A 25,283-nucleotide genomic window follows, 5' to 3' on the forward strand; every position below is an offset into this window, starting at 1 on the left:
GCCCCCAGCAGACCACTGGGTTGATAGGCCGGAGGTGGAAGCACAGCAATGTGTGGAGCCGACCGGTACTAATAGGCCGAGGGCTTGTTTCTTACAAAGATGGCTGTGCCCTCAAAAGCCAGCACCGCGTCCACTGTGAGGTTCCCGAGATATGATCGGGAACCACCCCACACCACCACACCCACGGGTTCGTGGTTGGTGAACGGGGAAGGGTTTGTTGATATCTCAATAGAGTTTCGGCGACCATGGCGAGAGGGAAATACCCGGCTACATTCCGAACCCGGAAGTCAAGCCTCTCAGCGCCGATGGTACTGCACGGGAGACTGTGTGGGAGAGTAGGACGTCGCCGGACAATCATTAGCGCGAGGCCGCCCCACTAGGGGCGGCCTCGCTGCATTGATCCAGTACTTCTGTGCGCAAGCGCCAGCTGCTGTGATCATCCAATGGCCTGTTTCGACCACCGCGGTGGTCGGAACAGGCCATTGCTGTGTCCAGGAGGTGCGAGGGGTCAGGACGCCGTGGGCCGGGGCCACCACGGTGGCATCTGGTCGCGAATGCTCTCGGCCCAGGCGACAGGATCGTCGCGGTCGCTGAGGGCCCACGCCTGGACCGAGCCGGCCAGGCCAGCGGCGGCGAACGGCACGGCCACCGGGTCGAAGACCTCGAGCGCGGTTCCGTGGCCACGCCACTCGACCAGGGCGATCTCGAGACGGCGGGCGAAGTTGGCCTCGAGGGCGTCCCGCAGGTGCGAGGAGGTGCTCGACGCGAAGGCAGCGCGGAACTGGGCACGGTCGCGGGTGATGACTCGGAACGCGTCGACCAGCGTCTCCTGGAAGTGCTCGGCCAGCTGGGGAATCGACATCTGGCTGGTGTCGGGCAGGGCGAGTGGCTGGTCCATCTCCTCGACCAGCATCGCCGTGAGGAGCTCGCCGACACCCTGGTGGTGCGTGTAGAAGCTGGTTCTGCGGACGCCGGCGACACGGCAGACCTCGCTCACTGTGATGGAGTCGAGGTCGCGGTCGACCAGCAGCCCCCGCAGCGCCTCACGGAGAGCAGCCACCGTGCGGCGCGTGCGGGGGTCGGTCGTCATGAGGCCATGGTCTCAGGCCATCGTGAGGACGGCCTTCACTGCAGCGCCCGACTGGGTGTCGGCGATGGCCTGGTCGATGTCGTCGAAGGCATACGTCGTGATGAGCTCGTCGAACGGGAAGAGCCCGGCCCGGTACAGCTGCAGCATCTGGGGGATGAAGACCTGCGGCACCGCGTCGCCCTCGATGGCTCCCACCAGGGTCTTGCCGGCTCCCGTGACCAGCGCGAGGGGGAGGACGGCGTCCGGCTTGCCCACGCCGACCAGGGCGATCGACGCGCCGAAGCGGGTGGCGTTGATCGCGTTCTCGATGACGGTCGGGACGGCGGTCGTGTCGACGGCGTAGTCGGCACCGAGACCGTCGGTGATGCCCATGATGGTGGCCACGACGTCGTCGGTGGTGCTGCCGTTCACGACGTGGGTCGCGCCGAGCTTCTGGGCGAAGGCGAGTCGCTCGTCGAGCACGTCGACAGCGATGATGGTGGTGGCCCCGGCGACCTTCGCGGCCATGATGGCGGACAGTCCGACCGCTCCGGTGCCCGAGACGATGATGCTCGAGCCGGCCGGCACGGCCAAGGAGTTGAGCACGGTCCCCGCGCCGGTCTGGATGCCGCACCCCAGCGGCCCGACGATCTCCAGGGGGACGTCCTCGGGGATCTTGACGGCGTTGCGCGCGCTGACGATGGCGTGGGTCGCGAAGGACGACTGCCCGAAGAACGAGCCGTGGACGGTCTCGCCGGCAGGTGTCTGGATCGTGGTCGACCCGTCCTCGCGGACGCCGGCGATGTTGAGCAGCATGAAGTTGAGGCAGTAGGCCTCGCGCCCGGTGAGGCAGTTGGCACAGTGGCCGCACGAGGCGAAGGAGGCGGCGACGTGGTCGCCGACGACGAAGTCGGTCACGCTGCTGCCGACCTGCTCGACGATGCCCGCACCCTCATGGCCCAGGACCAGCGGGAAGGTGCCGGGGATGTGGCCGTGGACGACCGCAAGATCGGTGTGGCACAGCCCGGTGGCGACGATCCGGACGAGGATCTCCGACGGGGTGATGTCGTCGAGGACGATGTCCTCGAAGGTGAACTCCGCGTCGGTCGCGCGGATGACGGCAGCGCGTGCAGTGGTGGTCATGGTGATGCCTTTCTCGAACGAGTGACGTCACGTCGGGGGAGCAACGTCAGGATCGTCAGAGGCCGGCGCCACAAGTACGTGACTGTTCAACTATATCGCGAGTATCGACACCTGTCGGAAAGTGTGACCGACTTCTCGCGCTCAGGCTCCGGCGGCCTCGGCGCTGGCTGCGCGGGTTGCGGTGTTGATCTGCTCCATCAGGGCCGCGGTGCGGGCCAGCTCCGCGTCGTCTTGGGTGTCGAGCACCTGGCGCATGTGGCGGGCGAGGATGCCGAACATGGATCCGCCGACGGCGATGGCCGTGTCGGTGATCTCCACGTGCACCGACCGACGATCGGTCTCGACGCGTTCACGGGTCACGTGGCCGGCGCGCTCGAGCCGGTCGAGCATGGCCGTCGTCGCCGACGGGCTCAGCCCCAGGCCGTCGCTGATGTCCTTGGGGGTCGTCGTCTCGCGATCCATGACGAGGGCGATGGCCGCCAGGTCGGTGCGATGCATCGAGTGCGTGTGGCTCATCTGCAGGATGTAGCGCTCGATCTCGCCGGCGAAGATGCGCAGCTCGCGGACGAGGTCGTCGGACGCCGCGGACCCCATGTCGCGCCGATTGGCGTTGGTCATGCCGACATCGTACTATTTCGTTCGTGGAATCATTCGATGATGGAACTAAAGTGAAGCAGCAAGCGCCTGGTCGCCGCACGTCGGTCGTCGTGACCCTGCTGTTCGTGGCGCTCTCCGCAGCGATGTTCGCCCTGGCGCCGCAGGCCCAGGAGTCTGACGCACCCACTGCAGGGCTGCCGGACTCCGCTGACTCGACGACGGTCGCCCGCCTGCAGGAGACCCTGCCCTCGAGCGATGTTGCGCCCGCGATCGTCGTCGTGAGTCGCCCGGGTGCCTCTCTCGAGGCGGGCGATCGGGCTGCCGTCGGGGACCTGGCAGACGTCCTGGGGCGGTTCACGGTCGGTGGCGGAGAGCTGAAGCCGGTCTTCTCCGACGACGGCGACGTCGCGCTGCTCGCCGTCCCGCTGACGGCGTCGAAGGGATCCGACCGGGTCGCCGACATCCGCGCTGCCGTGGCCGATGGCCTGCCGCAGGACCTGAGCGCCCAGGTGACCGGCGGGCCCGCGTTCACCGCTGACCTCGAGGACGTGTTCGCGGGCGCTGACGTGCGTCTGCTCGTCTCGACGGCGCTGGTCGTGGCGATCCTGCTGCTGGTGACCTATCGAAGCCCGTGGCTCTGGCTCGTTCCGCTCGTCGTCGTCGCGGTGGGCGACCGGGTCGCAGCCCTGGCCGTCGCAACGGCGACCCAGGTGTTCGACTACAGCGTCGACGGCTCCACGACGGGCATCACGTCGGTGCTGGTGTTCGGGGCCGGCACCAACTACGCGCTCCTGCTGATCGCCCGATACCGCGAGGAGCTGCGACGTCACGCCGACCGATTCGCCGCGATGCGCGCGGCGTGGCGCCAGGCTGCGCCGGCCATTCTGGCCAGCTCCGGCACCGTCACGCTGGCGCTGCTGACGCTCTCGTTCGCCGACACCCCGTCGAACCGTGCCCTCGGCTGGTCGGCGGCGATCGGCATCGTGGTGGCGGTCCTGTTCGGCCTCGTCGCGCTGCCGGCCGCCATGGTGCTGTTCGGGCGTGGGCTGTTCTGGCCGTTCGTGCCGCGCCTGGGCCAGGACGACCCGACGCGCACCGGTCTGTGGTCACGGGTCGGGGCCTCGGTCGTACGACGGCCCGCTTCGTTCGCCGCCGGGTCGCTGGCCCTGCTGATCCTTCTCGGTGCGGGTGCCGCCGGGCTGCAGGTCGGGCTCACGCAGAACGAGCGGTTCCGCGAGACCCCCGAGTCGGTGATCGGTCAGGAGGCGCTCGCGAAGGCCTTCCCGGCCGGCTTCGCCGAGCCGACCGTCGTGCTGGTCGAGCCGGCGGACGCCGATGCTGTGAGCGTCCGGGTGAAGGGCGTCGAGGGCGTCTCGTCCATCGCGGCCGGACCGGCGTCCGACGACTGGGCCGAGCTCGACGTGGTGCTCGACAGCGACCGGGGGTCGGACCGGGCCGCGGCGACGATCGATCGTCTGCGGGCCGAGCTCGGCGATGCTGCGCTCGTCGGTGGTCCGGACGCGCAAGACCTCGATGCCGCCGCCGCGGCCTCGCACGACCGGCTGCTCATCATCCCGGCGGTGCTGCTGATCGTGCTGGCGATCCTGCTGGTGCTGCTGAGATCGATCGTCGCGGCCGCGGTCCTGGTGCTCACGGTCGTGGCGACCTACCTGACGGCGATGGGTGCCGGGTGGTTCGTCTTCACGCACTGGTTCGACTTCCCGGCGCTCGACCTGCCGGTGCCGCTGTTCGCCTTCATCTTCCTGGTGGCGCTGGGTGTCGACTACAACATCTTCCTGGCGACCCGCGCGCGTGAGGAGTCCGCCCACCAGCCGATCGCGGGAGCCATGACGACTGCCTTGGCCGTCACCGGTGGTGTGATCACGAGTGCCGGGGTCGTGCTGGCAGCGGTGTTCGCGGTGCTGGGGGTGCTGCCGCTGGTGACGCTCACGCAGATCGGTGTCATCGTGGGCATCGGCGTGCTGCTCGACACGCTCGTGGTGCGCAGTGTCCTCGTGCCCGCGCTCGCGACCCTGATCGGCGAGCGCTTCTGGTGGCCGCGCCACCCGGGCCGCGCCGAGGAGGATGCACCGGTCAGCCGCTCGTGAGGTCGGCGACCGCGCGGGCGACGGCCCTCGATCTGTGGTGCTCGGCCAGCCAGCCCAGCCAGTCGTCGAGACCTCTGAGGTCGAGAACGTCCATCGACGGCTCCTCCGCGACCGGGGCTGGTTGGCCAAGAACCTAGCAGCGCGGATGGGCAGGACCCCCGATCAGCATCAGCCGATCGGGGGTCCGAGTCGTTGCGCAGGGATCAGCTGGCAGGGATCAGCTGGCGAGGAAGTCGAGCAGGATCGTGTTGATCTCGTCGGCGTGGGTCCACAGCAGGCCGTGCGGGGCGCCCTCGATCTCGACGTACTTCGCCGAGGGGAGCAGCTTGGTGAACTCGCGCCCCGTCGAGTCGATCGGCAGGATGTTGTCGCTCGTGCCGTGGACGATGAGCGACGGCACGTCGATCTTGGGGATGTCGGCGCGGAAGTCGGTCAGCCAGGTCGGCACGACGGCGAAGGCTGCGAACCACGATGCGCTGACGGCGGTGATCCAGCTGCCGCGCACGACGGCCTCGCTGATCCGGGTGCCGAGGTTCTCGTCGAGGTTGTAGAAGTTCTGGTAGAAGTCGTCGTACCAGCTGAACCGGTCGGCCGTGGCCGCTGCCTTGATGCCGTCGAAGACCTCGGCGGGCACGCCGGCCGGGTTGTCGTCGGTCTGGAGCAGGAACGGCTCGAGCGAGGCGAGGAACGCGGCCTTGGCGACGCGCGCCGAGCCGTAGGTGCTGATGTAGCGGCCGACCTCGCCGGTCCCCATCGAGAAGCCGACGAGCACGACGTCCGTGAGGTCGAGGGTCTCGAGCACGGTGTTGAGGTCTGCGGCGAAGGTGTCGTAGTCGTAGCCCACGGTGGGCTGGCTCGACTGCCCGAAGCCGCGGCGGTCGTAGGTCACGACCCGGTAGCCGGCGTTGAGCAGTGCGAACGTCTGCTTCTCCCACGACCGTCCGTCGAGCGGGTAGCCATGGATCAGCACGACGGTCTGGCCCGTGCCCTCGGCCAGCGGTGCGTGGTCCTCGAAGTAGATCTGGATGTCCTGGCCGTTTTCCTGGCCGACAATGACGAACGACATGATGAGCCTCTCTCGAATCTAACCGGATGAACTATTTCGTCTGGTTAGTTCCACTCAAGCACGAAGCACCTAACTCGTCAACTTCCTTGGTATGGTTAGAAGATGAACTCCCCGCCAACGCCGCCGTCGCTGCTGCTCGACCTCGTGAACTCGAGGATCGTGTGGCCCGACGGCCTGCGTGACGAGATCGGTGATGAGGCCCAGGCACGCGCCTGGCTCCGTGCGCGCGGCGGCACCGGGTCGTCCGAGGAGATCGCCGGGGCCCGCGAGGTGCGGACGGTCCTGGTGGACGTCCTGCGGGGGAATCTGGAGCGTGAGGCGCTGACGCCCTGGGTCGAGGTCATGCGCAAGAAGGCCGTGCTGGAGGCCGACGGCATGGAGTGGGTGCTCGACGTGCCCGACCGGAGCGCCGTGGGAGCTCGGGCGGTCGAGGAGTGGGCGTCGCTGCAGGCGGCGAACGGGTCGCGGATCCGTCCGTGCGCGGACCCGGACTGCCAGCACTTCCTCGTCGATCGCAGCGCGGCCAACCGGCGCAAGTGGCACTCCATGGAGGCGTGTGGCAACCGCACCAAGGCGCGGCGTCACTACGCACGGACCAAGGCCGCCGTGCAGGAGTAGCCGGCCGGTCTTCGGGTACACCGCCTTCGAGCCCGGGATTGAGACCACAGTTCGGCGGCTCGTCGAGAGCGAGCAGGGGCGACGCGTCTAGGGCGTCGGCTCTGCTCGTGCGTCAGATCGCGTGGCCCGCTGCAACGACCACGGCGCGGCCCGGATCATCCGGGACCGCGCCGTGCCAGCTCGATGCAGGTGTCTAGGCAGACGCCTCGTCGAGCGTCGGGTAGTCGGTGTAGCCCTCGGCTCCGCCACCGTAGAACGTCTCCTGGTTCGGCACGTTCAGTGCGGCTCCGGTGCGCCAGCGGACGGCGAGGTCCGGGTTGGCGATGTACTCGCGACCCACCGCGACGAGGTCGGCGAGGCCGCCGTCGACCAAGTCGGTCACCTGGTCGAGCTCGGTGACGTCGGAGAAGCCGGTGTTGGCGATGAACGTGCCGCCGAAGCGCGTCCGCAGGTCCTTGACCAGATCGGTGGTCGGGTCGGCGAGCACGCTGAGGTAGGCCAGGCCGAGCGGCGCGAGGCCGTCGACCAGGTGCGTGTACGTCGCTGCCACGTCGGCCGGATCCTCCTCGAGCACGCCCTGGATGTTGTGGGCGGGCGAGATGCGGATGCCGACCCGGTCGCCGCCGATGGCCTCGGCGACGGCTGCCGTCACCTCGAGGGTCAGACGGGCGCGGTTCTCGGGCGACCCGCCGTACTCGTCGGTGCGCTCGTTGGAGGACGGCGCGAGGAACTGGTGCAGCAGGTAGCCGTTGGCAGAGTGGATCTCGACGCCGTCGAGGCCGGCCTCGATCGCGGACTTCGCGGCGTGGACGAACTCAGCGACGATGCCGGGGATCTCGTCGGTCGCCAGGGCCCGCGGGACGACGTGATCGACCGAGCCGTTCGCCGTGATCATCTTCCCGGGCGCGGGGATCGCGCTGGGCGCGACGGTCTCGAGGCCGTTCTTGTTGTCAGGGTGCGCGATGCGTCCCACGTGCATCAGCTGGACCACGATGCGTCCGCCGTTGGCGTGCACCTCGTCGGCGACGGCACGCCAGCCGGCGACCTGCTCGGGGGTGTGGATGCCCGGCGTGTCGAGGTAGCCCTGGCCGACGGCGCTGGGCTGGGTGCCCTCGGTGATGATGAGGCCCGCTCCGGCGCGCTGCCCGTAGTAGGTCACGGCGATGTCGCGCGGCACCTGGTGCTCGCCGGCGCGGTTGCGGGTGAGGGGCGCCATCACGAAGCGCTGCGGAAGATCCCAGGTGCCGACCTTGATCGGCTCGAACACATCAGACATACCTGCTCCTGAACGTTGCGGAGGCGCGATCGGTGGACACGCGCCTTCGGGTTCAACGCCTTTGCGCAAGGAGCATTCCGACCTGGCGGTGTGGGACACCCGACACCCGTCTCGGCGTGCAGGAAGGGCCGATCCGTGTCAGTCGGCGTAGCCCTCGCGGTAGGTCGGGTGCTGCGGCACCCACCCGGTGGCCCGGAGCCGGGCGTTGGACAGTCGCTTGCCGTGGCCGAGCGCGGGGTCGGCCACGGGGGGAGCGGGCACGTCGAGCCCGGCGGCGAGATGGGCCGCCACGTCGCCCAGAAGGGCGGGCTCGTCGTCAGTGCCGACGTAGAGGCGACCGGGTGCCTCGGCGCGGGTGAGCAGGTGGACGGCCGCGGCCGCGGCGTCGTCACGGTGGATGCGGTTGGTCCAGCGGTTCGGGTCGGTGACGTTGCCCTCACGGACCTGCGTGACGAGCCGCGCGGTGCCACGGCCGTAGAGCCCGGAGAGTCGCAGCACCGTCCCGGCAGGCACCCGCTCCGCGAACAGCCGCTCGGCCTCGAGCAGCATGCGCGCGGGACCGTCGGCGGGCTGCGGCGGGGTGTCCTCGTCGAGGATCTCGTCGCCGGGCACGTCACCGTAGACGCCCGTGGACGAGATCAGCACGGCACGCCGTGGCACCTGGGCGGCACGGTCGAGCGCGTCGAGGGCCCGGCCCATCCCGTCGACGTAGGTCGCGCGATAGCTCTCCTCGCTGCGTGGTCGGGCCGTCAGCGCGACGACCAGCAGGCCGAGGTCGAGCGGGGGGAGGGCAGGCGCCTCGCGCGACAGGTCGACCGCCAGCCCCTGCAGGGGCTCGGGGACGAGCTCGGCCCGACGACGGATCGCCACGACGCCGTGGCCGCGCGCGGCCAGCCGCAGACCGATGTCGGCGCCGAGGTCGCCGCAGCCGACCAGGAGGACGTCGGGTGTGGGGCCCATCAGAACGGTGGCCAGGGGATCGCGGGCATCTCGCCACGGGGAGCAGGGAACGTGCCCCGGCGCAGCAGCCCCTCGCACCGGCCGATGAGTGCTGCGATCTCGACGTCGTTGACGAGCGGTGCGAGCACCGCCGCGAGATCGCCGTCGAGCGCAGCACGGACCCGCTCGACGGCGGCGATCTCGTCGGTGTCGAGGGGCTCGTCCAGCCAGCCCCACAGGACGGTGCGCAGCTTGTGCTCGGCGTGGAAGGTCAGACCGTGGTCGATGCCGTGCCGGTGGCCGCCCGCCATCTCCAGGACGTGCCCGCCCTTGCGATCGGCGTTGTTGACGACGATGTCGAACACGGCCATGCGGCGCAGCTCGGGGGTGTCCTCGTGGATCAGGGAGACCCGGCGATCGCGTCCGTCGTAGCCGTCGAAGACGTGGCGCCACCCGTGGTCGGGCATCCTGCCTGCGAGCACCAGGTCGACGGCGTCCTGCTCCGGATCGGTGTCCTGCCACAGCTGGACCATGCCGGGGCCGAGCGGGCCGTCGCGCAGCCAGGTGCGAGGCACGACGTCGCCGCCGAACACCTCGGAGACCAGGTAGGCAGCCACCTCGCGGTGCGCGAGGTGGCCATCGGGGAAGTCCCAGAGGGGCTGCTCGCCCGAGATCGGCTTGTAGACCACGGCGACGTCGCCGATGCGGCCGACGAAGGTGGCGTTGGATGCCGGCATGATGCGGCCCTCGAGCTCGAGGTCACCGTCGAGGTCGAGGTCGGTCGTCACCGGAACCCTTCGGGCAGCTCGCAGACGTGGTCGTCAGAGTCCATCGGGACGCTGCACAGCGGGCAGATCGGACGTCCGGCGCCGACCACCTCGCGGGTCCGCTTGGAGAACGCGCGGGCACTGCCGACCGGGATGCGGACGAGCAGGACCTCCTCGGGCTCCATCTCCGCGAGGTCGAGCGTCTCGAGCTCCTCGGGATCGACGACCAGCACCGGGAACGCCTCGATGACGACCTGGGCGGTCGACGGATCCCAGCCAAGACTCATCGCGCCGGCGCGGAACTGCTCCTCGACGGGCTGCTCGAGCGGGTCGTTGTCGACGAGACCGGCCGGCGTGAGGGCAGGGACGCTGAACGGGTTGCCGTCCTCGGCCATCAGCTCGTCGAGCACCTCCTCGATCTTCTCGGCGAGGGCGGCAGACTGCTCCTTCTCGATCGCGACGCTGACGAGCTGCTTGCCGGAGCGGGCCTGGAGGAAGAATGTCCTGGCGCCGGGCTCGCCGACCGTGCCGACGACGAACCGGTCCGGCCAGTCGAATCCGTGGACGAGGGGAGGCATGGGTTCCATGTTAGGCGGGAGCCCCGGGACCCGCTCCTCCGCCGACCGCTGCGTCGTCGCCGGCGGGCTTGGCGCGCAGCCACGACAGGTCACCGGCATCGGTGTTGGTCGCGACCACGTCGGGCCGCGCTGCGCCGTAGCGCACGATCGAGACGGATGCCGGGTTGACGTTGATGCGCTGGAACAGGTCGAGGTGCATGCCGAGGGCGTCGGCCAGGATCGACTTGATGATGTCGCCGTGGCTGACCGCGACCCAGACGGCGCCGGGACCGTGCTCGGCCTCGAACGCCGCGTCGTGACGGCGGATCGCAGCGACCGACCGGGCCTGCATCGTGGCGAGGGACTCGCCTCCGGGGAAGGCCGCGGCTGACGGCTGGCCCTGGACGACCTTCCAGAGGTCTTCCTTCGCGAGCTCGGCGAGCTTGCGGCCCTGCCACTCGCCGTAGTCGCACTCCGTGATGCCCTTCTCGATCGCCGTCGAGAGGGAGTCGGGCTGCTGCTGCAGGATCGCGCGGGCCGTCTGGCGGCACCGCTCGAGCGGACTCGTCACGAGACCGACCAGCGGGACGACGGACAGGCGCTCGCCCGTGCGGGCGGCCTGGGTGCGACCGGTCTCGTCGAGCTTGACGCCGGCGGTCCGTCCGGCGAGGACGCCGCTCGCGTTGGCGGTGGTGCGTCCGTGCCGGACGAGGATGACGGTGGCCATGACCGTGAGCCTAGTGAGTGCCACCGAGCGCGGTCGCGCTACGTGGCGCCGGAGATCAGGAAGCTGTCGCCGGACCGCACCAGCTGCAGGGTCACGCTCTCGGTGCGCTGGCGGTCGTCGTAGTCGTAGTCGTAGGTGTACGACACCGTCATCGCGTCCGGATCGCCGCGCACGTCCTTGACGTCGAGGTTGCTGACCCCGCCCCAGAACGACTCGTAGCCGGCGATCCCGCCGCTCTGGTCCTGGTACTCCGGGGTGAGCATCGCGAACCCCGCCTCGGGGTCGTTGCTCGCGGCCACCAGGTAGTCGGCCGCAAAGCCCTCCAGCTGCTCGGCCGTCGTCGCGCCGTCGCCGGCCCCGGGCGACTGCTCGGAGCTGGTCGCACCGGCGCGGGGTGCATCGGTCGCCGGCTCGTCGCCGCGTGTCAGCAGGGTCACGAGCACGATCGCCGCGACCCCGACGGCTGCACCCACTGCCAGGGCGCGGGGGGAGGGGATCGACGGCCGACGGCGAGCGGCGTCGGGTGACGTGGTGGGAACGTCCGCGGGGGCACCGAGGGGCCTGAACGCCGTGGTCGCCGAGGGCTCGGGCGTGCTCGGCGCGCTGGGGAGGGGGAGGTGCATCGTCGCCGGCTGCCGCGCGGGAGCCGGGGCCGACGACGGCGGGACGTCATTCGACGGCAGGCCGACGAGCTCGGCGACTGACCGCTCGACCGCGGCCATCGTGGGGCGGGCCGACGCGTCGTGCTGCATCATCGCCGTCACGAGTGGCTCGAGCGACGACGAGGCATCGAGGGTGGGTGGCTGCTCGTGGACGATGCGATACATCGCCCCCAGCACGTTGTCGCCCACCTCGTACGGGGGCATGCCCGTGAGTGCGTGGAAGATCGTCGCGCCGAGCGACCAGACGTCGCTGGCGGCCGTGGCCGGGCGGCCGGTCGCGACCTCGGGCGAGAGGTAGGCCGGTGAGCCGGTCAGGATGCCGGTCTGCGTCAGTGAGGCGTCGGCGTGGGCGCGGGCGATGCCGAAGTCGGAGAGCTTCGCGGTGCCGTCGGGCGTCAGCAGGATGTTGGACGGCTTGACGTCGCGGTGCACGATGCCGTGATCGTGGGCGGCCGCGAGCGCCCCGGCGACCTGGTGGAGGAGCGGTCCCACGTCGTCGGGGCTCAGCGCGCCGTCCTCGGCGATGAGCCCGGCCAGGCTCGCACCACCGACGTGCTCCATCACGAGCCACTGCTGCCCGTCGTGATCGACGAGGTCGAACACGGCGACGACGTTCTGGTGGTTGACCCGCGCGGCGAGATGGGCCTCACGCTCCGCCCGGGCGAGGTCGGGCGTGCCTCCGCCGGGCGCCATGCCGAGCTGCTTGATCGCGACCCGGCGGTCCAGCACGGTGTCGTGACCGAGCCACACCGTGCCCATGCCCCCACGACCGATCTCCCGGATCAGCTCGTAGCGGTCGGCGAGCAGCGTCAAGGGCCCGTGGCGCGCCCGCTGGCGGGGAGCGCGAGGTCGAGGGGCATGTCCACCATCCAACTCCACCTGACCGTTCGCGCAAGGTGAGGGGGGCCTCCACCCACTACGGTGGTTCCGTGTCAGCCCTCGAGGTCGTGCTGGCGGCGTCGACCGCCGCGCTCGCGACAGCACTGGTGGTCGTGGTGGTGCGGCTCGGGCGAGCGCGCCGCGAGCTGGCCCACGTCCAGGCCCAGCTCGACCGACCTCGCCTGGTGCCGTCGCCCACCGACGCGGTCCGCACGGTGCTGGGGACGGCCATGAAGGTCCGCGACCACGGGTTCGGAGGGGCGTTCCGCAGCTCGATCGACGACCTGCTGCAGTGGGCGGACGTCGAGCGCCCTGACCTGGCGCGGCTCGCGTCGACCGATGGCACGGTCACCATCATGTTCTCCGACATCCAGGACTCGACGGCCCTCAACCACCGCCTCGGTGATCGCGGCTGGGTCAGGCTCCTGGCCCGCCACGACCGCATGCTGCAGCGGGCGATCGACGCCCATGCAGGTCATGTCGTCAAGACCCAGGGAGACGGCTTCATGGTGGCCTTCGCCGAGGCGTCGCAGGCCGTCGGTGCGGCGTTCGACATCCAGCGCGAGCTGGCGCGGGTCCGTCCCGGCTCGCGGCTGCACGGCGTCGCGGTGCGCATCGGCGCCCACAAAGGATCGGCGGTCCGTCGCGACAACGACCTGTTCGGTCGCAACGTGGCGTTCGCGGCGCGCGTGGCCGCCCAGGCCGACGGGGGAGAGGTGCTGGTCAGCGAGGCCCTGGTCGGCACGCTCGGCGACGCCGTGACCGTCCTCGAGACCCGCGAGGCCGTGCTCAAGGGCGTGCCGGGAACGCACCGGATGCACGTGCTGGACTGGCGCCCGTAGCGCTGAGTGTGTCGAGCGTCGCCCGCCCGGACCCCTCGCACATTCTGTAGGTATGTGACATTCTCCGAGTATGACAACGCTTCCTGACGTCCCCGTTCTCGCCGCCCCGCCGCGGGTGGACGCGCTGATCCGCGCGTCGAGGCGGCTGGCCGACGTGCCGGGCCTGACCGAGCAGGCGCTGCGCTGGCACCAGGAGGCGGACGCCCGCCGCGCCGCCGTGGCGCGTGACGCCCGACGGCTGGCGGCGCCGCGTCTGTGGCCCGACACCGTGGCGTCCTTCGCCTCGACCGGATGGCGGGTGCTCACCGCTGCCGCGCCGGGGGCGCCGTTCCAGCTGCTCGCCGCGGCCTCGGCCGCGGTCGGGCTGCGGATCGAGCCCGCTGACGTGAGCGCGGGGACGCTCGCCCGGGTCCAGCGGCTGGTGCGCGAGAGCGGACCGGCGTACGTCAAGCTCGGTCAGTTCATCGCGACCGCGGACGGGCTCCTCCCCGACGAGTGGGTCACGGCGTTCGCGTGGTGCCGTGACGAGGCCCCGCCACTGGCCCCCGGTGTCGCGCTCGAGGTCGTCGAGCGCGAGCTCGGGCCGCTGCGTGGCCGGCTCGCGTGGCTCGACGACGAGCCGATGGCGGCCGGGTCGATCGGACAGGTGCACCGCGGCCGGCTCGACGACGGCACCGACGTCGTCGTCAAGGTCCGCCGTCCTGGCCTGCTCCGGCGGTTCCGCACGGACGTCGAGACCCTGGCCCTCGCGGCCGCAGCGGCCGAGCGGTTCAACGGTGGCGCGCGGTCGGCCAACCTGACCGGCTTCGTCGAGCTGTTCGCCCAGCTGGCGCTCGAGGAGCTCGACTTCCGCCTCGAGGCGGCCAACCTGGTCGACTCCAGCGCGGTCCTCGAGGCGCTGGGCGCCGAGCACATGATGGCGCCGCGACCGGTGCCCGGCATGGTGACCGAGCGGGTCCTGGTCATGGAGCACCTGCCCGGCGTCTCCTACGCCCGGCTGGACGGCACGAGCAACGTCGACGGGGAGCAGCTGCTGCACCTGGGCATCAAGGGCGTGCTCGAGGCGACGCTCAAGCACGGGGTGTTCCACGGCGACCTCCACGCCGGCAACGTGCTGATCGACCCGTCGCGCGGGACGTTCTCGCTCGTCGACTTCGGCATCGCCGGTCGCCTGGACGCCGCGCAGCGCGCAGGTCTCGTGCAGTACCTCGCGGCGTGGGCCGTCAACGACGCCGCCGGCCAGATCGAGGCGATGAGGGCCTTCGGGGCCATCTCGCCGGACGCCGAGGTCGGCCCCCTGGTCGACGAGCTCCAGATCGAGCTTGACCTGCTGCGTGACCGCACGCGGGGCGAGGTGACCTTCGACCAGCTCGGCGTGACGCTGGGCCGCCTCCTGCAGGTGATGGCCCGCAACGGGTTCCGCATGCCCAAGGACCTCGTGCTGTTCTTCAAGAACCTGCTCTATCTCGCCGGGTTCGCGGCCAGCGTCGCCCCCGAGACCGACGTGCTCGCCGTCGTCCAGGACATCCTGCTCGACCTCCTGCTCGACCCGGCCGCGGTCGACGGGGCGACCTTCACCGTCTGATCACCTGGCGTTTCTTGACTCGTTCAAGATTGCCGGTAGGGTCGTCCCATGACCACGACGGCCGAGCTCGAGCGCGAGCTGCGCGAGGCCTCGCTGCGCGTCACCCGGCCCCGTCTGGCGGTCCTGGCCGCGGTGCACGACCACCCGCACGCCGACACCGACTCGATCATCGGGGTCGTCCGGCAGTCCGCCGGTGACGTGTCCCACCAGGCCGTCTACGACGTCCTGAAGGCGTTCACGGCTGCGGGCCTCGTGCGTCGCATCCAGCCCTCCGGCTCCGTCGCGCGCTACGAGTCGCGGGTCGGAGACAACCACCACCACGTCATCTGCCGCTCGTGCGGCTCGATCGCCGACGTCGACTGCGCTGTCGGCGAGGCCCCGTGCCTGCACGCCTCCGACCACCACGGCTTCACGATCGACGAGGCCGAGGTCATCTACTGGGGCACCTGCCCTGCCTGCACGTCCACCCATCCCTGACCCGAGAGGATCGCTCATGTCCGAGCCCACCAACGCCGAAGTCGGCGAGATGAACGAGACGTCCGCGAAGTGCCCGGTCGCGCACGATCGTGCGCCCTATCCCACGCAGGGTGGCGGCAACCGCGGCTGGTGGCCCCAGCGCCTCAACCTCAAGATCCTCGCCAAGAACCCGGCCGAGTCCAACCCGCTCGGCGGCGACTTCGACTACGCCGCGGCGTTCTCCTCGCTCGACCTCGCCGAGGTCAAGGCCGACATCGCCGCCGTGCTGACCGACTCCAAGGACTGGTGGCCGGCCGACTACGGTCACTATGGCCCGTTCATGATCCGCATGGCGTGGCACAGCGCCGGCACCTACCGCGTGAGCGACGGGCGGGGCGGTGCAGGTGCAGGCCAGCAGCGGTTCGCGCCGCTCAACAGCTGGCCCGACAACGGCAACCTCGACAAGGCCCGTCGCCTGCTGTGGCCGGTCAAGAAGAAGTACGGCCAGAATCTCTCCTGGGCCGACCTGATGGTGCTCACGGGCAACGTCGCGCTCGAGACCATGGGCTTCGAGACGTTCGGCTTCGCCGGCGGTCGTGCCGACGTGTGGGAGCCCGACGAGGACGTCTACTGGGGACCCGAGACCGAGTGGCTCGGTGGTGAGCGCGGCGGCGAGCAGCGCTACTCCGGCGACCGTGACCTCGAGCAGCCGCTCGCGGCCGTGCAGATGGGCCTCATCTACGTCAACCCCGAGGGCCCCGAGGGCGTCCCGGACCCGCTGGCGTCGGCGCGCGACATCCGCGACACGTTCGCCCGCATGGCGATGAACGACGAGGAGACCGTCGCCCTCATCGCCGGCGGCCACACCTTCGGCAAGACCCACGGCGCGGCCAACCCCGACGACTACGTCGGCATCGAGCCCGAGGGTGCGGGCCTGGAGGAGATGGGCCTGGGCTGGAAGGGCTCGTACGAGTCCGGCAAGGGTGAGCACGCCATCACCTCCGGCCTCGAGGTCACCTGGACCTCGACCCCGACGCAGTGGAGCAACGGCTACTTCGACAACCTCTTCGGCTACGAGTGGGAGCTCACCAAGAGCCCCGCGGGCGCGCACCAGTGGCAGCCCAAGGACGGCGCGGGCAAGGACGCCGTCCCCGGCCCCGCCCCGGACTCGGCGCGTCGCGTGCCGACGATGCTGACGACCGACCTGGCGCTGCGTGTCGACCCGATCTACGAGCCGATCTCGCGTCGCTTCCACGAGAACCCGGCCGAGTTCGCCGACGCGTTCGCGCGCGCCTGGTTCAAGCTGACGCACCGCGACATGGGTCCGATCCAGCGTTACCTCGGCCCCGAGGTCCCCAACGAGGTGCTGCTCTGGCAGGACCCCGTGCCTGCGGGCGTCGCGCTCTCCGACGAGGACGTCGCCGCGCTCAAGCAGCAGATCCTCGCGTCGGGCCTCACGGTGTCGCAGCTGGTCTCGACCGCATGGGCGGCGGCCTCGTCGTTCCGTGCGAGCGACAAGCGGGGCGGCGCCAACGGCGGTCGCATCCGCCTCGAGCCCCAGGTCTCGTGGGAGGTCAACAACCCGGCGCAGCTGCGCACGGTCCTGACCGCCCTGGAGCAGGTCCAGGCGGCGTTCGGCAAGCCCGTCTCGATCGCCGACCTGGTCGTGCTCGGTGGCGCAGCAGCCGTCGAGAAGGCCGCTGCCGACGGTGGCGTCGACCTCACGGTGTCGGTCTCGACCGGCCGCGGCGACGCCTCGCAGGAGGAGACCGATGTCGAGTCGTTCTCCTACCTCGAGCCCAAGGCCGACGGCTTCCGCAACTACGAGGCCAAGGGCAACCGCCTGCCGGCTGAGTACCTGCTCGTCGACAAGGCCAACCTGCTCGGCGTCACGGCGCCGGAGATGACGGCGCTGGTCGGCGGACTGCGCGTCCTCGGCACCAACCACGACGGCTCCGACACCGGCGTGCTGACCGCGACCCCGGGCGTGCTGACGAACGACTTCTTCGTCAACCTGCTCGACCTCGACACGCAGTGGGCGCCGATCGACGAGGACTCGACGCTGTTCCGCTCGTCGGGCAGCGGCTCCTGGACCGGCAGTCGCGCCGACCTCGTGTTCGGCTCGAACTCCGAGCTGCGTGCGCTGGCCGAGGTCTATGCCGCCGACGACGCCAAGGAGAAGTTCGTCCGCGACTTCGCGGCCGCCTTCGCCAAGGTGCTCGACGCCGATCGGTACGACCTGGCCTGATCCGCCGCCTGGCGAGGCCCCCATCCGGCACACCAGCCGGGTGGGGGCCTCGTCGTCTGTGATGCCGCTCACAGCATGTATGCAACTAGTTGCACATACGTCGGAGTCGACCTAGGCTCGGTGGGTACCGTCTCGACGTCCAAGGAGTCCCATGGCACTCGTCCCCGCCCTCGCCGGTCCGCTCACGCTCCCCGTGGTCGGATCACCGCTGTTCATCTGCTCGGGTCCCGAGCTCGTGGGCGCCCAGTGCAGGGCCGGCATCATCGGCTCCTTCCCGGCGCTCAACGCGCGCCCCGCGTCGTTGCTGGGTGACTGGATCGCCCAGATCACCGAGGAGAACGCGACCTTCGCGGCCGCCCACCCCGACCGGCCGGTCGGGCCGTTCGCCGTCAACCAGATCGTCCACCGGTCCAACGACCGGCTCGAGCAGGACATGGCGGTGATCGTCGAGCACCGGGTGCCGATCGTGATCACGTCGCTGGGCGCCCGCACCGAGATCAACGACGCGGTCCACTCCTACGGCGGCATCGTGCTGCACGACGTCATCAACGACGAGTTCGCCCACAAGGCGATCGACAAGGGTGCCGACGGCATCATCGCCGTCGCGTCGGGCGCGGGCGGGCACGCCGGCACGCAGTCGCCCCTGGCGCTGATCCGGGAGATCCGGGCCTGGTTCGACGGTCCGCTGCTGCTCTCGGGTGCCATCGCCCACGGCAGCTCGATCCTCGCGGCCCAGGCGGCGGGCGCCGACATGGCGTACGTCGGCTCGGCGTTCCTCTCGACGCACGAGGCGAACACCGCCGAGGGCTACAAGCAGATGATCGTCGACTCCACGGCCAAGGACATCGTCTACAGCAACCTGTTCACCGGCATCCACGGCAACTACCTGCGCGGCAGCATCGAGGCCGCCGGCATGGACCCGGACGACCTGCCGGTCTCTGACCCGTCAGCCATGAACTTCGGCTCCGGCAGCGGCTCGGAGGCCAAGGCGTGGAAGGACATCTGGGGATCGGGCCAGGGAATCGGCGCGATCCAGGACCGGATGTCCGTCGCCGAGCTCGTCGAGAGCCTGCGGGTCCAGTACGACGAGGCGATCGATCGCCTGGCGGCCGTCACCGCTCGCCCTGAGCTGGTCCCGACCGCCTGACCTCACGTGGCAGGTGGATCCGCAACGTCGCCGGCTGGTGGCAGGTGGATCCGCAACCTCGCCGGCTCGTGGCAGGTGGATCTGCAACCCCATGGCGTCGTTTGAGGTTGTCGATCCACCTCCCTGGGGAGGTGGGGGCCGATGAGGTTGTCGATCCACCGCCCGGGCGGGGCGCCTGTGGTCAGCGGCTCGAGATCGCCTCGCGCAGCGCCCGGACGTTGGCGGTGAATGCCGGACGCGTCACCGACCATGCCTGCGCCTCGGTCTCGACTGCGAGCATCGTGGCGTGGTCGGGCGTCTGCTGCGACTGGCGCAGGGTCGACACCAGGCGACGGGCCAGCACCGGCTCGACGTCGTCGAGGCGTGCGCCGAGACCGAGGGCGGTGTCGAGCAGGTCGCCCGGCTCGACCACCTGTGCCACGAGGCCGACCTCGAGGGCACGCTGGGCGTCCCACCGCTCCTGGAACAGCACCGCCAGCGTGGCCTGCTGGTGGCCGACCGCCCGCTCCAGCAGCCAGGTGTGACCGCCGCCGGGGTGTATCCGCAGCTGGGTGAACCGGGTGTCGAAGCGCGCGGCCGTCGAGGCGATGCGCACGTCGCAGGCCAGGGCGAGGTTGAGGCCTGCGCCGACGGCCGGCCCGTTGACCGCGGCGACGGTGGCCAGCGGGGAGTGCAGCACGCGCAGGAACCCCTCATAGACCTCGCGCACGTCGTCGAAGTCGCCGTCGGCGGACTTCTCGAGGGTGGAGAGCTCGGCCCCGGCACAGAACGCCGAGCCGCTGCCGGTGACGACCAGCGTGCTCACGGCCGGATCGGACTCCGCACGGGTCACGTCCTCTCCGATCGATCGCACCATCTGCGACGTCAGGATGTTGCGCCGGTCGGGATCGTCCAGCGTGAGCAGGGCGGTCGAGCCGTGGATCGTCAGGGTCGTGGGCCGTGAGGTCATGGGGTCACGGTAGTGCTCGAGAAAATCTGTCGAGAGATGTGTTCCGTCGTGTCGATTGCCGTCGCCCCCGTTCGAAGACAGAGTGACAGTGTCCTCACCTCACAGGAGAAACCCATGCGTCCACTCATCATCACCGCGTTCACGTCCCTCGACGGCGTCATGGAGGCACCCGGGGGAGAGCCGGGCTACCGCAACGCTGGCTGGACGTTCAAGAACATCGAGTTCGTGCCCGAGGCCTATGAGATCAAGGGCCGCGAGCAGGAGGAGGCCGGGGCGCTGCTGCTCGGCCGGACGTCGTACGAGTCGTTCGCCCCGGTGTGGCCGACGATGGTCGACGAGTTCGCGGGCTACAACGCGATGCCCCGCTACGTCGTCTCCACGACGCTGGAGCACGACGACGCCCGGTGGCCGGCGACGGTGCTGCGCTCGATCGACGACGTCGCGGCGCTCAAGGAGACCGAGGGTGGTCCCATCTCGGTCCACGGCAGCGCGACGCTCGGCCAGGGCCTCGCGGATGCCGGACTCGTCGACCGCTATCACCTGCTGGTCTTCCCGGTCCTGCTGGGCGCCGGCAGGCGGCTGTTCAGCGAGGCCGACCGGGATGCGACCCAGCTCTCGCTCGCGGAGCACGACACCTACTCCAACGGCATCCAGAAGCAGGTCTTCGACGTCGTGCGCTGAGCGTGGGACGCGCCGTCAGGCGGGCGAACCGCCCTGACGGATGTCGTGGACGAGCAGGGCGACGCCGAGGGACAGGGACGAATCGGCGTCGTCGAGGTCGACCATGAGGATCGACTCGATCTTGCGGAGCCTGCCGTACAGGGCCTGACGGCTGATGTGGGCGGCCTGGGCGACGGCGGCCTTGTTGCCCTGCAGCCGGACGTAGGTGCGCAGCAGGTCGACGAGGCCGCCGCCGCGCTCGGCCTCGTGGGCGAGCAGGGGACCCAGCTCGGACTCGGCGAACCCGAGCAGGCGCTCGTCGTCCTGGAGCTGGGCGACCAGCCCCCGCAGCCTGACGTCGGTCGACCGAAACCACGGTGCCGAGGTCGCCGGCAGAGCGCGGGCGGCCTCGGCGATGTGGGCCACGGTCCGCATCCGGGACGCGGCCACCAGCAGCGTGCTGCTCGAGCGGCCCACGCCGAGCACGGGTCCAGACGACGGTGACGGTGTCACCGACCGAGCGGGAAGGGCCCGGGCGAGGGCCTCGAGGGCGGTGTCCTCGCGGGTCGACGATCGCAGCGCCATGATGATGCCGACGCGCTCGTCGCCGATGCCGCCGGCGATCGCGCTGACCCGTGCCTCGCGCAGTGCCTCGAAGATCGACTCGAGCTGCGCACGAGCCCGACGCTGGCGAGCGATCTGGTCGGGCAAGGACGTGGGCTCGAACAGCGCCACGACCGGCACGTAGGTCGGAGCGGCTCGCATGCCGAGGGCCCGGGCGCGGGCCAGCCCGTCCGCCTCGTCCTGCACGCGGCCCTCGACGAGCTCCTGCAGCAACGACTCCTGGGCCTGGAACTGCAGACGGGTCGCGTCGCGCTCGACGAGGCGCGAGAGCTGGAGCGCCTGGGCCGCACGCTGCATGACCATCGCGGTGCGCTCGGGGTCGACGGCGCGACCCGGAGCCACGAGCCGGCCCCACGGCGAGCCACGCAGCCCGACCGGACAGGTCAGCCAGCCCTCGGGGCCCGACGGCCCGGGCTCCTCGAGCACGGGGGCGCGACGGGACCGCTCCTCCCAGCCACGCAGCAGGTCGCCGGGAGCCTGCTCGTGCTGGGCGAGCGCCACGACGTGATGACCGGCGTCCTCCAGCACGACGGCCGCGTCGATCAGGTCGGACGCCTCAGCCACGATCGCGGAGGCGTCGGCGCTGTCGAGGCTGAGGTTGGTGAACACCTCGTGCGTCCGCTGGGCGAACTCGAGCCCGAGGTACTGCTCGCCGACGATCAGGCGGTGGACGGCCTCGGTGATCGACACGAAGCGGACCGGCGCGTGCAGCGCGACCAGTGGCAGGCCGAGACGCCGGGCGTCGCTGACGAGTATGTCGGGCAGCGCGGGCAGTCGGGGCCCCAGCTCCACGATCAGCCCGCACGCGCTGGACCGTGCGAGCTGCTCCACGAACCGCGCCGGGTCGGCCGTGGGGCCGACGAGCGGGAGACCCGTGGTGAGGACGACCTCGTGACCGCCGAGGAGGTCCTCCATGTCGTCGACCTCGGTCACGTGCACCCAGCGCACCACTCGGTCCAGGTCGTCCTGACCTGCGAGGACCTCGGGGCGGCCGGAGGCCACGACGTCGAGCGCCAGCATGGTGCGCAGTGTCAAGGACATGACGACCATCGTACGACCAGAGGTTGACACAGTGTCCACCTGCGAAGCGTGAACGCAACACCTTGACCATGGTGTCGACGGGCCGGGGAGGGGAGGATGGGAGCACCGACGTCCAAGGAGCCTGATGAGCCGCCACAGCACGGTGTTCGAGCGCCAGGCTCCCGCGCCCGGTCTCGTGGACGACGCGCTCCGCCCGTCCCGCCACGGCGTGTTCTGGCTCGACGACGTGTCGCCGGCCGACCACCCGCAGCTGGTGGGTGCACGCGACGCCGACCTGACGATCGTGGGAGGTGGCTACTGCGGCCTCTGGACGGCCGTGCTGGCTCAGCGACGTGACCCCTCGGCGCGCATCGTTCTGCTCGAGGCCGAGACGATCGGCTGGGCGGCGTCGGGCCGCAACGGCGGGTTCGCCGAGGCGAGCCTGACCCATGGTGAGGACAACGGGCGCAGCCGCTGGCCCGACGAGTACGACACCCTCGAGCAGATGGGGCTGGACAACCTCGACGCCCTCGAGCGCGACGTGGCCGACCTCGGGATGGACGTCCAGCTCGAGCGCACCGGCGTCCTCAACGTGGCCTACGAGCCGCACCAGGTCAGGTGGCTCCAGGAGGACGACCACGGCGAGTGGCTCGACCGCGAGGCGGTGCAGGCGCAGATCGCCAGCCCGATCTTCGCGGCCGGTCGCTGGGTCAAGGACGACAGCGCGCTGGTACACCCTGCGCGTCTCGCCCACGAGCTGGCGCGGGTCGCGGTCGACCTGGGCGTCGAGATCCACGAGCACTCGGCGGTGTCCGGCCTGCACTCGGGCCTGCGGGGGGCGGTCGACGTCCGGACCTCCCGCGGCGTGGTGCGCAGCCGACAGGTCGCGCTCGCGACCAACGTGTTCCGACCGCTGCTGCGTCGGGCCCGCCTGGCGACCGTGCCGGTCTACGACTACGTGCTGATGACCGAGCCGCTCAGCGCGGCCCAGCAGGCGTCGATCGGCTGGCACAACAGGCAGGGCGTCAGCGACCTGGCCAACCAGTTCCACTACTCCCGGCCGACGGCCGACGGCCGGATCCTCTACGGCGGCTACGACGCCGTCTATCACGCCGGCCGGCAGGTGCGCCCGGAGTACGAGGACCGCGACGCGTCGTACCGGACGCTGGCGTCGCACTTCTTCACGACCTATCCGCAGCTCGAGGGGCTGGGCTTCAGCCACCGGTGGGCCGGCGCGATCGACACGTCGACCCAGTTCTGCGCGTTCCACGGACTGGCCCGTCGTGGCCGCGTCGCGTACGCCGGCGGCTTCACCGGCCTCGGTGTCGCGGCGACCCGGTTCGCCGCGGAGGTCATGCTCGACCGGCTCGCCGGGGAGTCGACGCCGCGGACCCAGCTGGAGATGGTGCGCAAGAAGCCGCTGCCGTTCCCGCCCGAGCCGTTCGCCAAGATCGGCATCGAGGCCACCAAGTGGTCGCTGGACCGGGCAGACCACCGCGAGGGGCGGCGCAACCTGATGCTGCGCACGCTCGACCGGCTCGGGCTGGGGTTCGACTCGTGACGGCCCGGGTGCTCAGCGCCGACGCGCTGGCCGCTGCGCTGACCTTCGACGGGCTCGACCCGGCCGACGTCGTCGCCGGGACGCCCACCGCCTCGTCGTCGACGCTGCTCGACGCCGGTGTCGAGATCGGCATCTGGGAGCTCACCGGGGGAACCGTCACCGACACGGAGGCCGACGAGGTCTTCGTCGTCCTGTCAGGGCGTGGCGAGGTGGCGTTCGAGGACGGCGAGGTGGTGACTGTCGGGCCCGGCTGCGTCGTGCGCCTCCGGGCGGGCGAGCGGACGACCTGGACCATCACCGAGACCCTGCGCAAGATCTACGTCCTGCTGCCCGACCCGGAGGATTCCCCCGCATGACCGACACGATCCAGAACTACGTCGACGGGTCGCTGGTCGACTCGGCCGCGACCGACTTCATCGAGCTCGTGGACCCGACGACGGGCCGGGCCGACGGTCGGTCACCGATCTCGACGGCCGATGAGGTCGACGCGGCGTTCGCGGCAGCGCTCGCGGCGTCGAAGGGCTGGAGGCGCACGACGCCCAAGGCGCGTCAGCTGGCGCTGCTGCAGATCGCCGACGCGATCGAGGCGGCCCGTGACGAGCTGGTCGACCTGCAGGCTCGTGACACGGGTCAGGTCAAGGCGCACATCGCGACCGAGGAGATCGACCAGGGTGTCGACCAGCTGCGGTTCTTCGCAGGTGCCGCGCGTCTGCTCGAGGGAAAGGCGACGGCCGAGTACGTCGAGGGGCTGTCGTCGAGCATCCGGCGTGAGCCGATCGGCGTCGTTGCCCAGGTGACGCCGTGGAACTATCCGTTCGCGATGGCGATCTGGAAGATCGCGCCGGCGCTCGCGGCGGGCAACACGATCGTCCTCAAGCCCAGCGACACGACCCCGCGGTCGACCGTGCGCCTGGCCGAGATCGCCGGCGAGATCCTGCCCGCGGGTGTCTTCAACGTCGTCAACGGCAACGCCGACACCGGCCGGCTGCTGGTCGAGCACCCGGTGCCGGGCCTCGTCGCGATCACCGGCTCGGTGCGCGCCGGCATCGAGGTCGCCGTCTCGGCAGCCCGCAACCTCAAGCGGGCCCATCTGGAGCTGGGTGGCAAGGCCCCGGCCGTCGTGTTCGCCGACGCCGACCTGCAGGCCGCCGCCGAGGGCATCGCTGTCGGCGGGTTCTTCAACGCGGGCCAGGACTGCACCGCCGCGACCCGGGTGATCGCGCACGAGAGCGTCCACGACGAGCTCCTCGCCCTGCTGGTGCAGCAGGCCAGGTCGTCCGCGCCGGGCCAGCCCGACGACGACCAGGCGGCCTACGGCGCGCTCAACAACGCCGGTCACCTCGCGTCGGTGGAGGCGAAGATCGCTGGCCTGGGCGACCACGCCACGATCGAGACGGGCGGCTCCCGCGTGGCCGGCGACGGCTTCTACTTCGAGCCCACCATCATCTCCGGGGTGAGGCAGGACGACGCGATCGTGCAGCAGGAGGTGTTCGGACCCGTGCTCACGATCCAGCCCTTCACGACCGATGACGAGGCGACCGACCTGGCCAACGACGTGCCCTACGGTCTCGCCGCGAGCGTGTGGACCAAGGACCACGGCCGGGCGCTGCGGATGACCGCCGACCTCGACTTCGGCTGCGTGTGGGTCAACACTCACATCCCGTTCTGCTCCGAGATGCCACACGGTGGATTCGGCGCGTCGGGGCACGGCAAGGACCTGTCGGCGTACGGGCTCGAGGAGTACACCCGGGTCAAGCACGTCATGAGCAACGTGGAGGCATGA

Annotated in this window: 23 protein-coding genes and 2 rRNA genes; 13 read left to right on the forward strand and 12 right to left on the reverse strand. The window is 70.6% G+C overall.

Going from position 1 to position 25,283, the window contains the following annotated elements:
• Both HQK15_RS09030 and rrf read left to right on the forward strand, forming a co-directional pair.
• Positions 1-92 (forward strand): 23S ribosomal RNA (locus HQK15_RS09030); the annotation flags it as partial.
• A gap of 143 nt (positions 93-235) precedes the next feature.
• Positions 236-352, forward strand: a 5S ribosomal RNA gene (gene rrf, locus HQK15_RS09035).
• Positions 353-508: 156 nt separating this feature from the next.
• On the opposite strand, the gene HQK15_RS09040 is transcribed toward rrf, so the two are convergent.
• From HQK15_RS09040 to HQK15_RS09050, 3 genes are all read right to left on the reverse strand, one after another.
• Complete coding sequence (locus HQK15_RS09040; RefSeq protein WP_173491149.1) at positions 509-1,090, reverse strand: TetR/AcrR family transcriptional regulator; 582 nt, start codon at positions 1,088-1,090, stop codon at positions 509-511.
• Positions 1,091-1,102: 12 nt separating this feature from the next.
• Positions 1,103-2,212 carry an NAD(P)-dependent alcohol dehydrogenase gene (locus HQK15_RS09045; protein WP_173491150.1) on the reverse strand — a complete coding sequence of 370 codons (1,110 nt, stop codon included), beginning with the start codon at positions 2,210-2,212 and terminating at the stop codon, positions 1,103-1,105.
• A 141-nt stretch (positions 2,213-2,353) separates the two neighbouring features.
• Positions 2,354-2,830 (reverse strand): MarR family winged helix-turn-helix transcriptional regulator, encoded by a 477-nt coding sequence (locus tag HQK15_RS09050; RefSeq protein WP_173491151.1) that lies wholly within the window; start codon positions 2,828-2,830, stop codon positions 2,354-2,356.
• A gap of 23 nt (positions 2,831-2,853) precedes the next feature.
• On the opposite strand from HQK15_RS09050, the gene HQK15_RS09055 reads away from it, so the two are divergent.
• Positions 2,854-4,917: an MMPL family transporter gene (locus HQK15_RS09055; RefSeq protein ID WP_367649121.1), complete on the forward strand. Its 2,064-nt coding sequence runs from the start codon at positions 2,854-2,856 to the stop codon at positions 4,915-4,917.
• 217 nt (positions 4,918-5,134) lie between these two features.
• On the opposite strand, the gene HQK15_RS09060 is transcribed toward HQK15_RS09055, so the two are convergent.
• A complete protein-coding gene (locus HQK15_RS09060) occupies positions 5,135-5,983 on the reverse strand; it encodes an alpha/beta fold hydrolase (RefSeq protein ID WP_173491152.1) in 849 nt (282 codons plus the stop codon).
• Between the two features lie 102 nt (positions 5,984-6,085).
• On the opposite strand from HQK15_RS09060, the gene HQK15_RS09065 reads away from it, so the two are divergent.
• Entirely contained in the window at positions 6,086-6,601 is a 516-nt protein-coding gene (locus HQK15_RS09065; RefSeq protein ID WP_173491153.1) for a CGNR zinc finger domain-containing protein, read from the forward strand.
• A gap of 193 nt (positions 6,602-6,794) precedes the next feature.
• Here the strand turns inward: HQK15_RS09065 and HQK15_RS09070 are convergent, their stop codons facing one another.
• From HQK15_RS09070 to HQK15_RS09095, 6 genes are all read right to left on the reverse strand, one after another.
• On the reverse strand, positions 6,795-7,877 hold the full coding sequence (locus HQK15_RS09070) for an alkene reductase (protein WP_173491154.1): 1,083 nt from the start codon (positions 7,875-7,877) through the stop codon (positions 6,795-6,797).
• A gap of 138 nt (positions 7,878-8,015) precedes the next feature.
• Positions 8,016-8,837 carry an NAD-dependent epimerase/dehydratase family protein gene (locus HQK15_RS09075; protein WP_173491155.1) on the reverse strand — a complete coding sequence of 274 codons (822 nt, stop codon included), beginning with the start codon at positions 8,835-8,837 and terminating at the stop codon, positions 8,016-8,018.
• Positions 8,837-9,604 carry an SCO1664 family protein gene (locus HQK15_RS09080; RefSeq protein WP_173491156.1) on the reverse strand — a complete coding sequence of 256 codons (768 nt, stop codon included), beginning with the start codon at positions 9,602-9,604 and terminating at the stop codon, positions 8,837-8,839. Before HQK15_RS09080 ends, HQK15_RS09075 begins: the two co-directional genes overlap by 1 nt.
• The gene (locus HQK15_RS09085) at positions 9,601-10,161 is read right to left on the reverse strand and encodes a DUF3090 domain-containing protein (RefSeq protein ID WP_173491157.1); all 561 of its coding nucleotides are present in this window, start codon (positions 10,159-10,161) and stop codon (positions 9,601-9,603) included. Before HQK15_RS09085 ends, HQK15_RS09080 begins: the two co-directional genes overlap by 4 nt.
• 10 nt (positions 10,162-10,171) lie before the next feature.
• The gene (locus tag HQK15_RS09090) at positions 10,172-10,867 is read right to left on the reverse strand and encodes a histidine phosphatase family protein (RefSeq protein ID WP_173491158.1); all 696 of its coding nucleotides are present in this window, start codon (positions 10,865-10,867) and stop codon (positions 10,172-10,174) included.
• Between the two features lie 38 nt (positions 10,868-10,905).
• Complete coding sequence (locus tag HQK15_RS09095) at positions 10,906-12,342, reverse strand: serine/threonine-protein kinase (RefSeq protein WP_173491159.1); 1,437 nt, start codon at positions 12,340-12,342, stop codon at positions 10,906-10,908.
• Between the two features lie 116 nt (positions 12,343-12,458).
• Here HQK15_RS09095 and HQK15_RS18560 point away from each other — a divergent pair, with 116 nt between their 5' ends.
• The 5 genes from HQK15_RS18560 to HQK15_RS09120 all read left to right on the forward strand — a co-directional run bounded on the left by HQK15_RS18560 (position 12,459) and on the right by HQK15_RS09120 (position 18,686).
• Positions 12,459-13,250, forward strand: coding sequence for an adenylate/guanylate cyclase domain-containing protein (locus HQK15_RS18560; protein ID WP_173491160.1), 792 nt, complete (start codon positions 12,459-12,461; stop codon positions 13,248-13,250).
• Positions 13,251-13,320: 70 nt separating this feature from the next.
• Entirely contained in the window at positions 13,321-14,835 is a 1,515-nt protein-coding gene (locus HQK15_RS09105; protein WP_173491161.1) for an ABC1 kinase family protein, read from the forward strand.
• A 48-nt stretch (positions 14,836-14,883) separates the two neighbouring features.
• The gene (locus tag HQK15_RS09110) at positions 14,884-15,312 is read left to right on the forward strand and encodes a Fur family transcriptional regulator (RefSeq protein ID WP_173491162.1); all 429 of its coding nucleotides are present in this window, start codon (positions 14,884-14,886) and stop codon (positions 15,310-15,312) included.
• Between the two features lie 16 nt (positions 15,313-15,328).
• Positions 15,329-17,539, forward strand: a complete 2,211-nt coding sequence (gene katG, locus HQK15_RS09115; RefSeq protein WP_173491163.1) for a catalase/peroxidase HPI — start codon at positions 15,329-15,331, stop codon at positions 17,537-17,539.
• A 151-nt stretch (positions 17,540-17,690) separates the two neighbouring features.
• Positions 17,691-18,686, forward strand: coding sequence for an NAD(P)H-dependent flavin oxidoreductase (locus tag HQK15_RS09120; protein WP_173491164.1), 996 nt, complete (start codon positions 17,691-17,693; stop codon positions 18,684-18,686).
• Between the two features lie 181 nt (positions 18,687-18,867).
• Here HQK15_RS09120 and HQK15_RS09125 read toward each other — a convergent pair whose 3' ends face one another.
• On the reverse strand, positions 18,868-19,635 hold the full coding sequence (locus tag HQK15_RS09125; protein WP_173491165.1) for an enoyl-CoA hydratase-related protein: 768 nt from the start codon (positions 19,633-19,635) through the stop codon (positions 18,868-18,870).
• 114 nt (positions 19,636-19,749) lie between these two features.
• Between HQK15_RS09125 and HQK15_RS09130 the strand changes: the two genes are divergently transcribed.
• A complete protein-coding gene (locus tag HQK15_RS09130; protein ID WP_173491166.1) occupies positions 19,750-20,316 on the forward strand; it encodes a dihydrofolate reductase family protein in 567 nt (188 codons plus the stop codon).
• 15 nt (positions 20,317-20,331) lie between these two features.
• Here HQK15_RS09130 and HQK15_RS09135 read toward each other — a convergent pair whose 3' ends face one another.
• Positions 20,332-21,960, reverse strand: a complete 1,629-nt coding sequence (locus HQK15_RS09135; RefSeq protein WP_173491167.1) for a PucR family transcriptional regulator — start codon at positions 21,958-21,960, stop codon at positions 20,332-20,334.
• Positions 21,961-22,084: 124 nt separating this feature from the next.
• Between HQK15_RS09135 and HQK15_RS09140 the strand changes: the two genes are divergently transcribed.
• Genes HQK15_RS09140 through HQK15_RS09150 form a run of 3 tightly spaced genes read left to right on the forward strand, consistent with a single transcriptional unit; the run spans position 22,085 to position 25,283 of the window.
• Positions 22,085-23,500, forward strand: coding sequence for an NAD(P)/FAD-dependent oxidoreductase (locus tag HQK15_RS09140; protein ID WP_173491168.1), 1,416 nt, complete (start codon positions 22,085-22,087; stop codon positions 23,498-23,500).
• A complete protein-coding gene (locus HQK15_RS09145) occupies positions 23,497-23,856 on the forward strand; it encodes a cupin domain-containing protein (protein ID WP_173491169.1) in 360 nt (119 codons plus the stop codon). The genes HQK15_RS09140 and HQK15_RS09145 overlap by 4 nt, the downstream gene beginning before the upstream one ends.
• Positions 23,853-25,283, forward strand: a complete 1,431-nt coding sequence (locus HQK15_RS09150; protein ID WP_173491170.1) for a gamma-aminobutyraldehyde dehydrogenase — start codon at positions 23,853-23,855, stop codon at positions 25,281-25,283. The genes HQK15_RS09145 and HQK15_RS09150 overlap by 4 nt, the downstream gene beginning before the upstream one ends.

It is taken from the genome of Aeromicrobium stalagmiti (assembly GCF_013283745.1).
Lineage (GTDB): Bacteria > Actinomycetota > Actinomycetes > Propionibacteriales > Nocardioidaceae > Aeromicrobium > Aeromicrobium stalagmiti.

Excerpts from the sequence above, each read along its gene's own strand:
- HQK15_RS09045 (WP_173491150.1), bottom strand. The coding sequence starts at position 2,212 with ATGACCACCACTGCACGCGCTGCCGTCATCCGCGCGACCGACGCGGAG.
- HQK15_RS09140 (WP_173491168.1), top strand. The coding sequence starts at position 22,085 with ATGAGCCGCCACAGCACGGTGTTCGAGCGCCAGGCTCCCGCGCCCGGT.
- HQK15_RS09070 (WP_173491154.1), bottom strand. The coding sequence starts at position 7,877 with ATGTCTGATGTGTTCGAGCCGATCAAGGTCGGCACCTGGGATCTTCCG.
- HQK15_RS09125 (WP_173491165.1), bottom strand. The coding sequence starts at position 19,635 with ATGACCTCACGGCCCACGACCCTGACGATCCACGGCTCGACCGCCCTG.
- HQK15_RS09120 (WP_173491164.1), top strand. The coding sequence starts at position 17,691 with ATGGCACTCGTCCCCGCCCTCGCCGGTCCGCTCACGCTCCCCGTGGTC.
- HQK15_RS09090 (WP_173491158.1), bottom strand. The coding sequence starts at position 10,867 with ATGGCCACCGTCATCCTCGTCCGGCACGGACGCACCACCGCCAACGCG.
- HQK15_RS09060 (WP_173491152.1), bottom strand. The coding sequence starts at position 5,983 with ATGTCGTTCGTCATTGTCGGCCAGGAAAACGGCCAGGACATCCAGATC.
- HQK15_RS09050 (WP_173491151.1), bottom strand. The coding sequence starts at position 2,830 with ATGACCAACGCCAATCGGCGCGACATGGGGTCCGCGGCGTCCGACGAC.
- HQK15_RS09135 (WP_173491167.1), bottom strand. The coding sequence starts at position 21,960 with ATGTCCTTGACACTGCGCACCATGCTGGCGCTCGACGTCGTGGCCTCC.
- HQK15_RS09065 (WP_173491153.1), top strand. The coding sequence starts at position 6,086 with ATGAACTCCCCGCCAACGCCGCCGTCGCTGCTGCTCGACCTCGTGAAC.
- HQK15_RS09075 (WP_173491155.1), bottom strand. The coding sequence starts at position 8,837 with ATGGGCCCCACACCCGACGTCCTCCTGGTCGGCTGCGGCGACCTCGGC.
- HQK15_RS09150 (WP_173491170.1), top strand. The coding sequence starts at position 23,853 with ATGACCGACACGATCCAGAACTACGTCGACGGGTCGCTGGTCGACTCG.
- HQK15_RS09130 (WP_173491166.1), top strand. The coding sequence starts at position 19,750 with ATGCGTCCACTCATCATCACCGCGTTCACGTCCCTCGACGGCGTCATG.
- HQK15_RS09040 (WP_173491149.1), bottom strand. The coding sequence starts at position 1,090 with ATGACGACCGACCCCCGCACGCGCCGCACGGTGGCTGCTCTCCGTGAG.
- HQK15_RS09085 (WP_173491157.1), bottom strand. The coding sequence starts at position 10,161 with ATGCCTCCCCTCGTCCACGGATTCGACTGGCCGGACCGGTTCGTCGTC.
- HQK15_RS09110 (WP_173491162.1), top strand. The coding sequence starts at position 14,884 with ATGACCACGACGGCCGAGCTCGAGCGCGAGCTGCGCGAGGCCTCGCTG.
- HQK15_RS09105 (WP_173491161.1), top strand. The coding sequence starts at position 13,321 with ATGACAACGCTTCCTGACGTCCCCGTTCTCGCCGCCCCGCCGCGGGTG.
- katG (WP_173491163.1), top strand. The coding sequence starts at position 15,329 with ATGTCCGAGCCCACCAACGCCGAAGTCGGCGAGATGAACGAGACGTCC.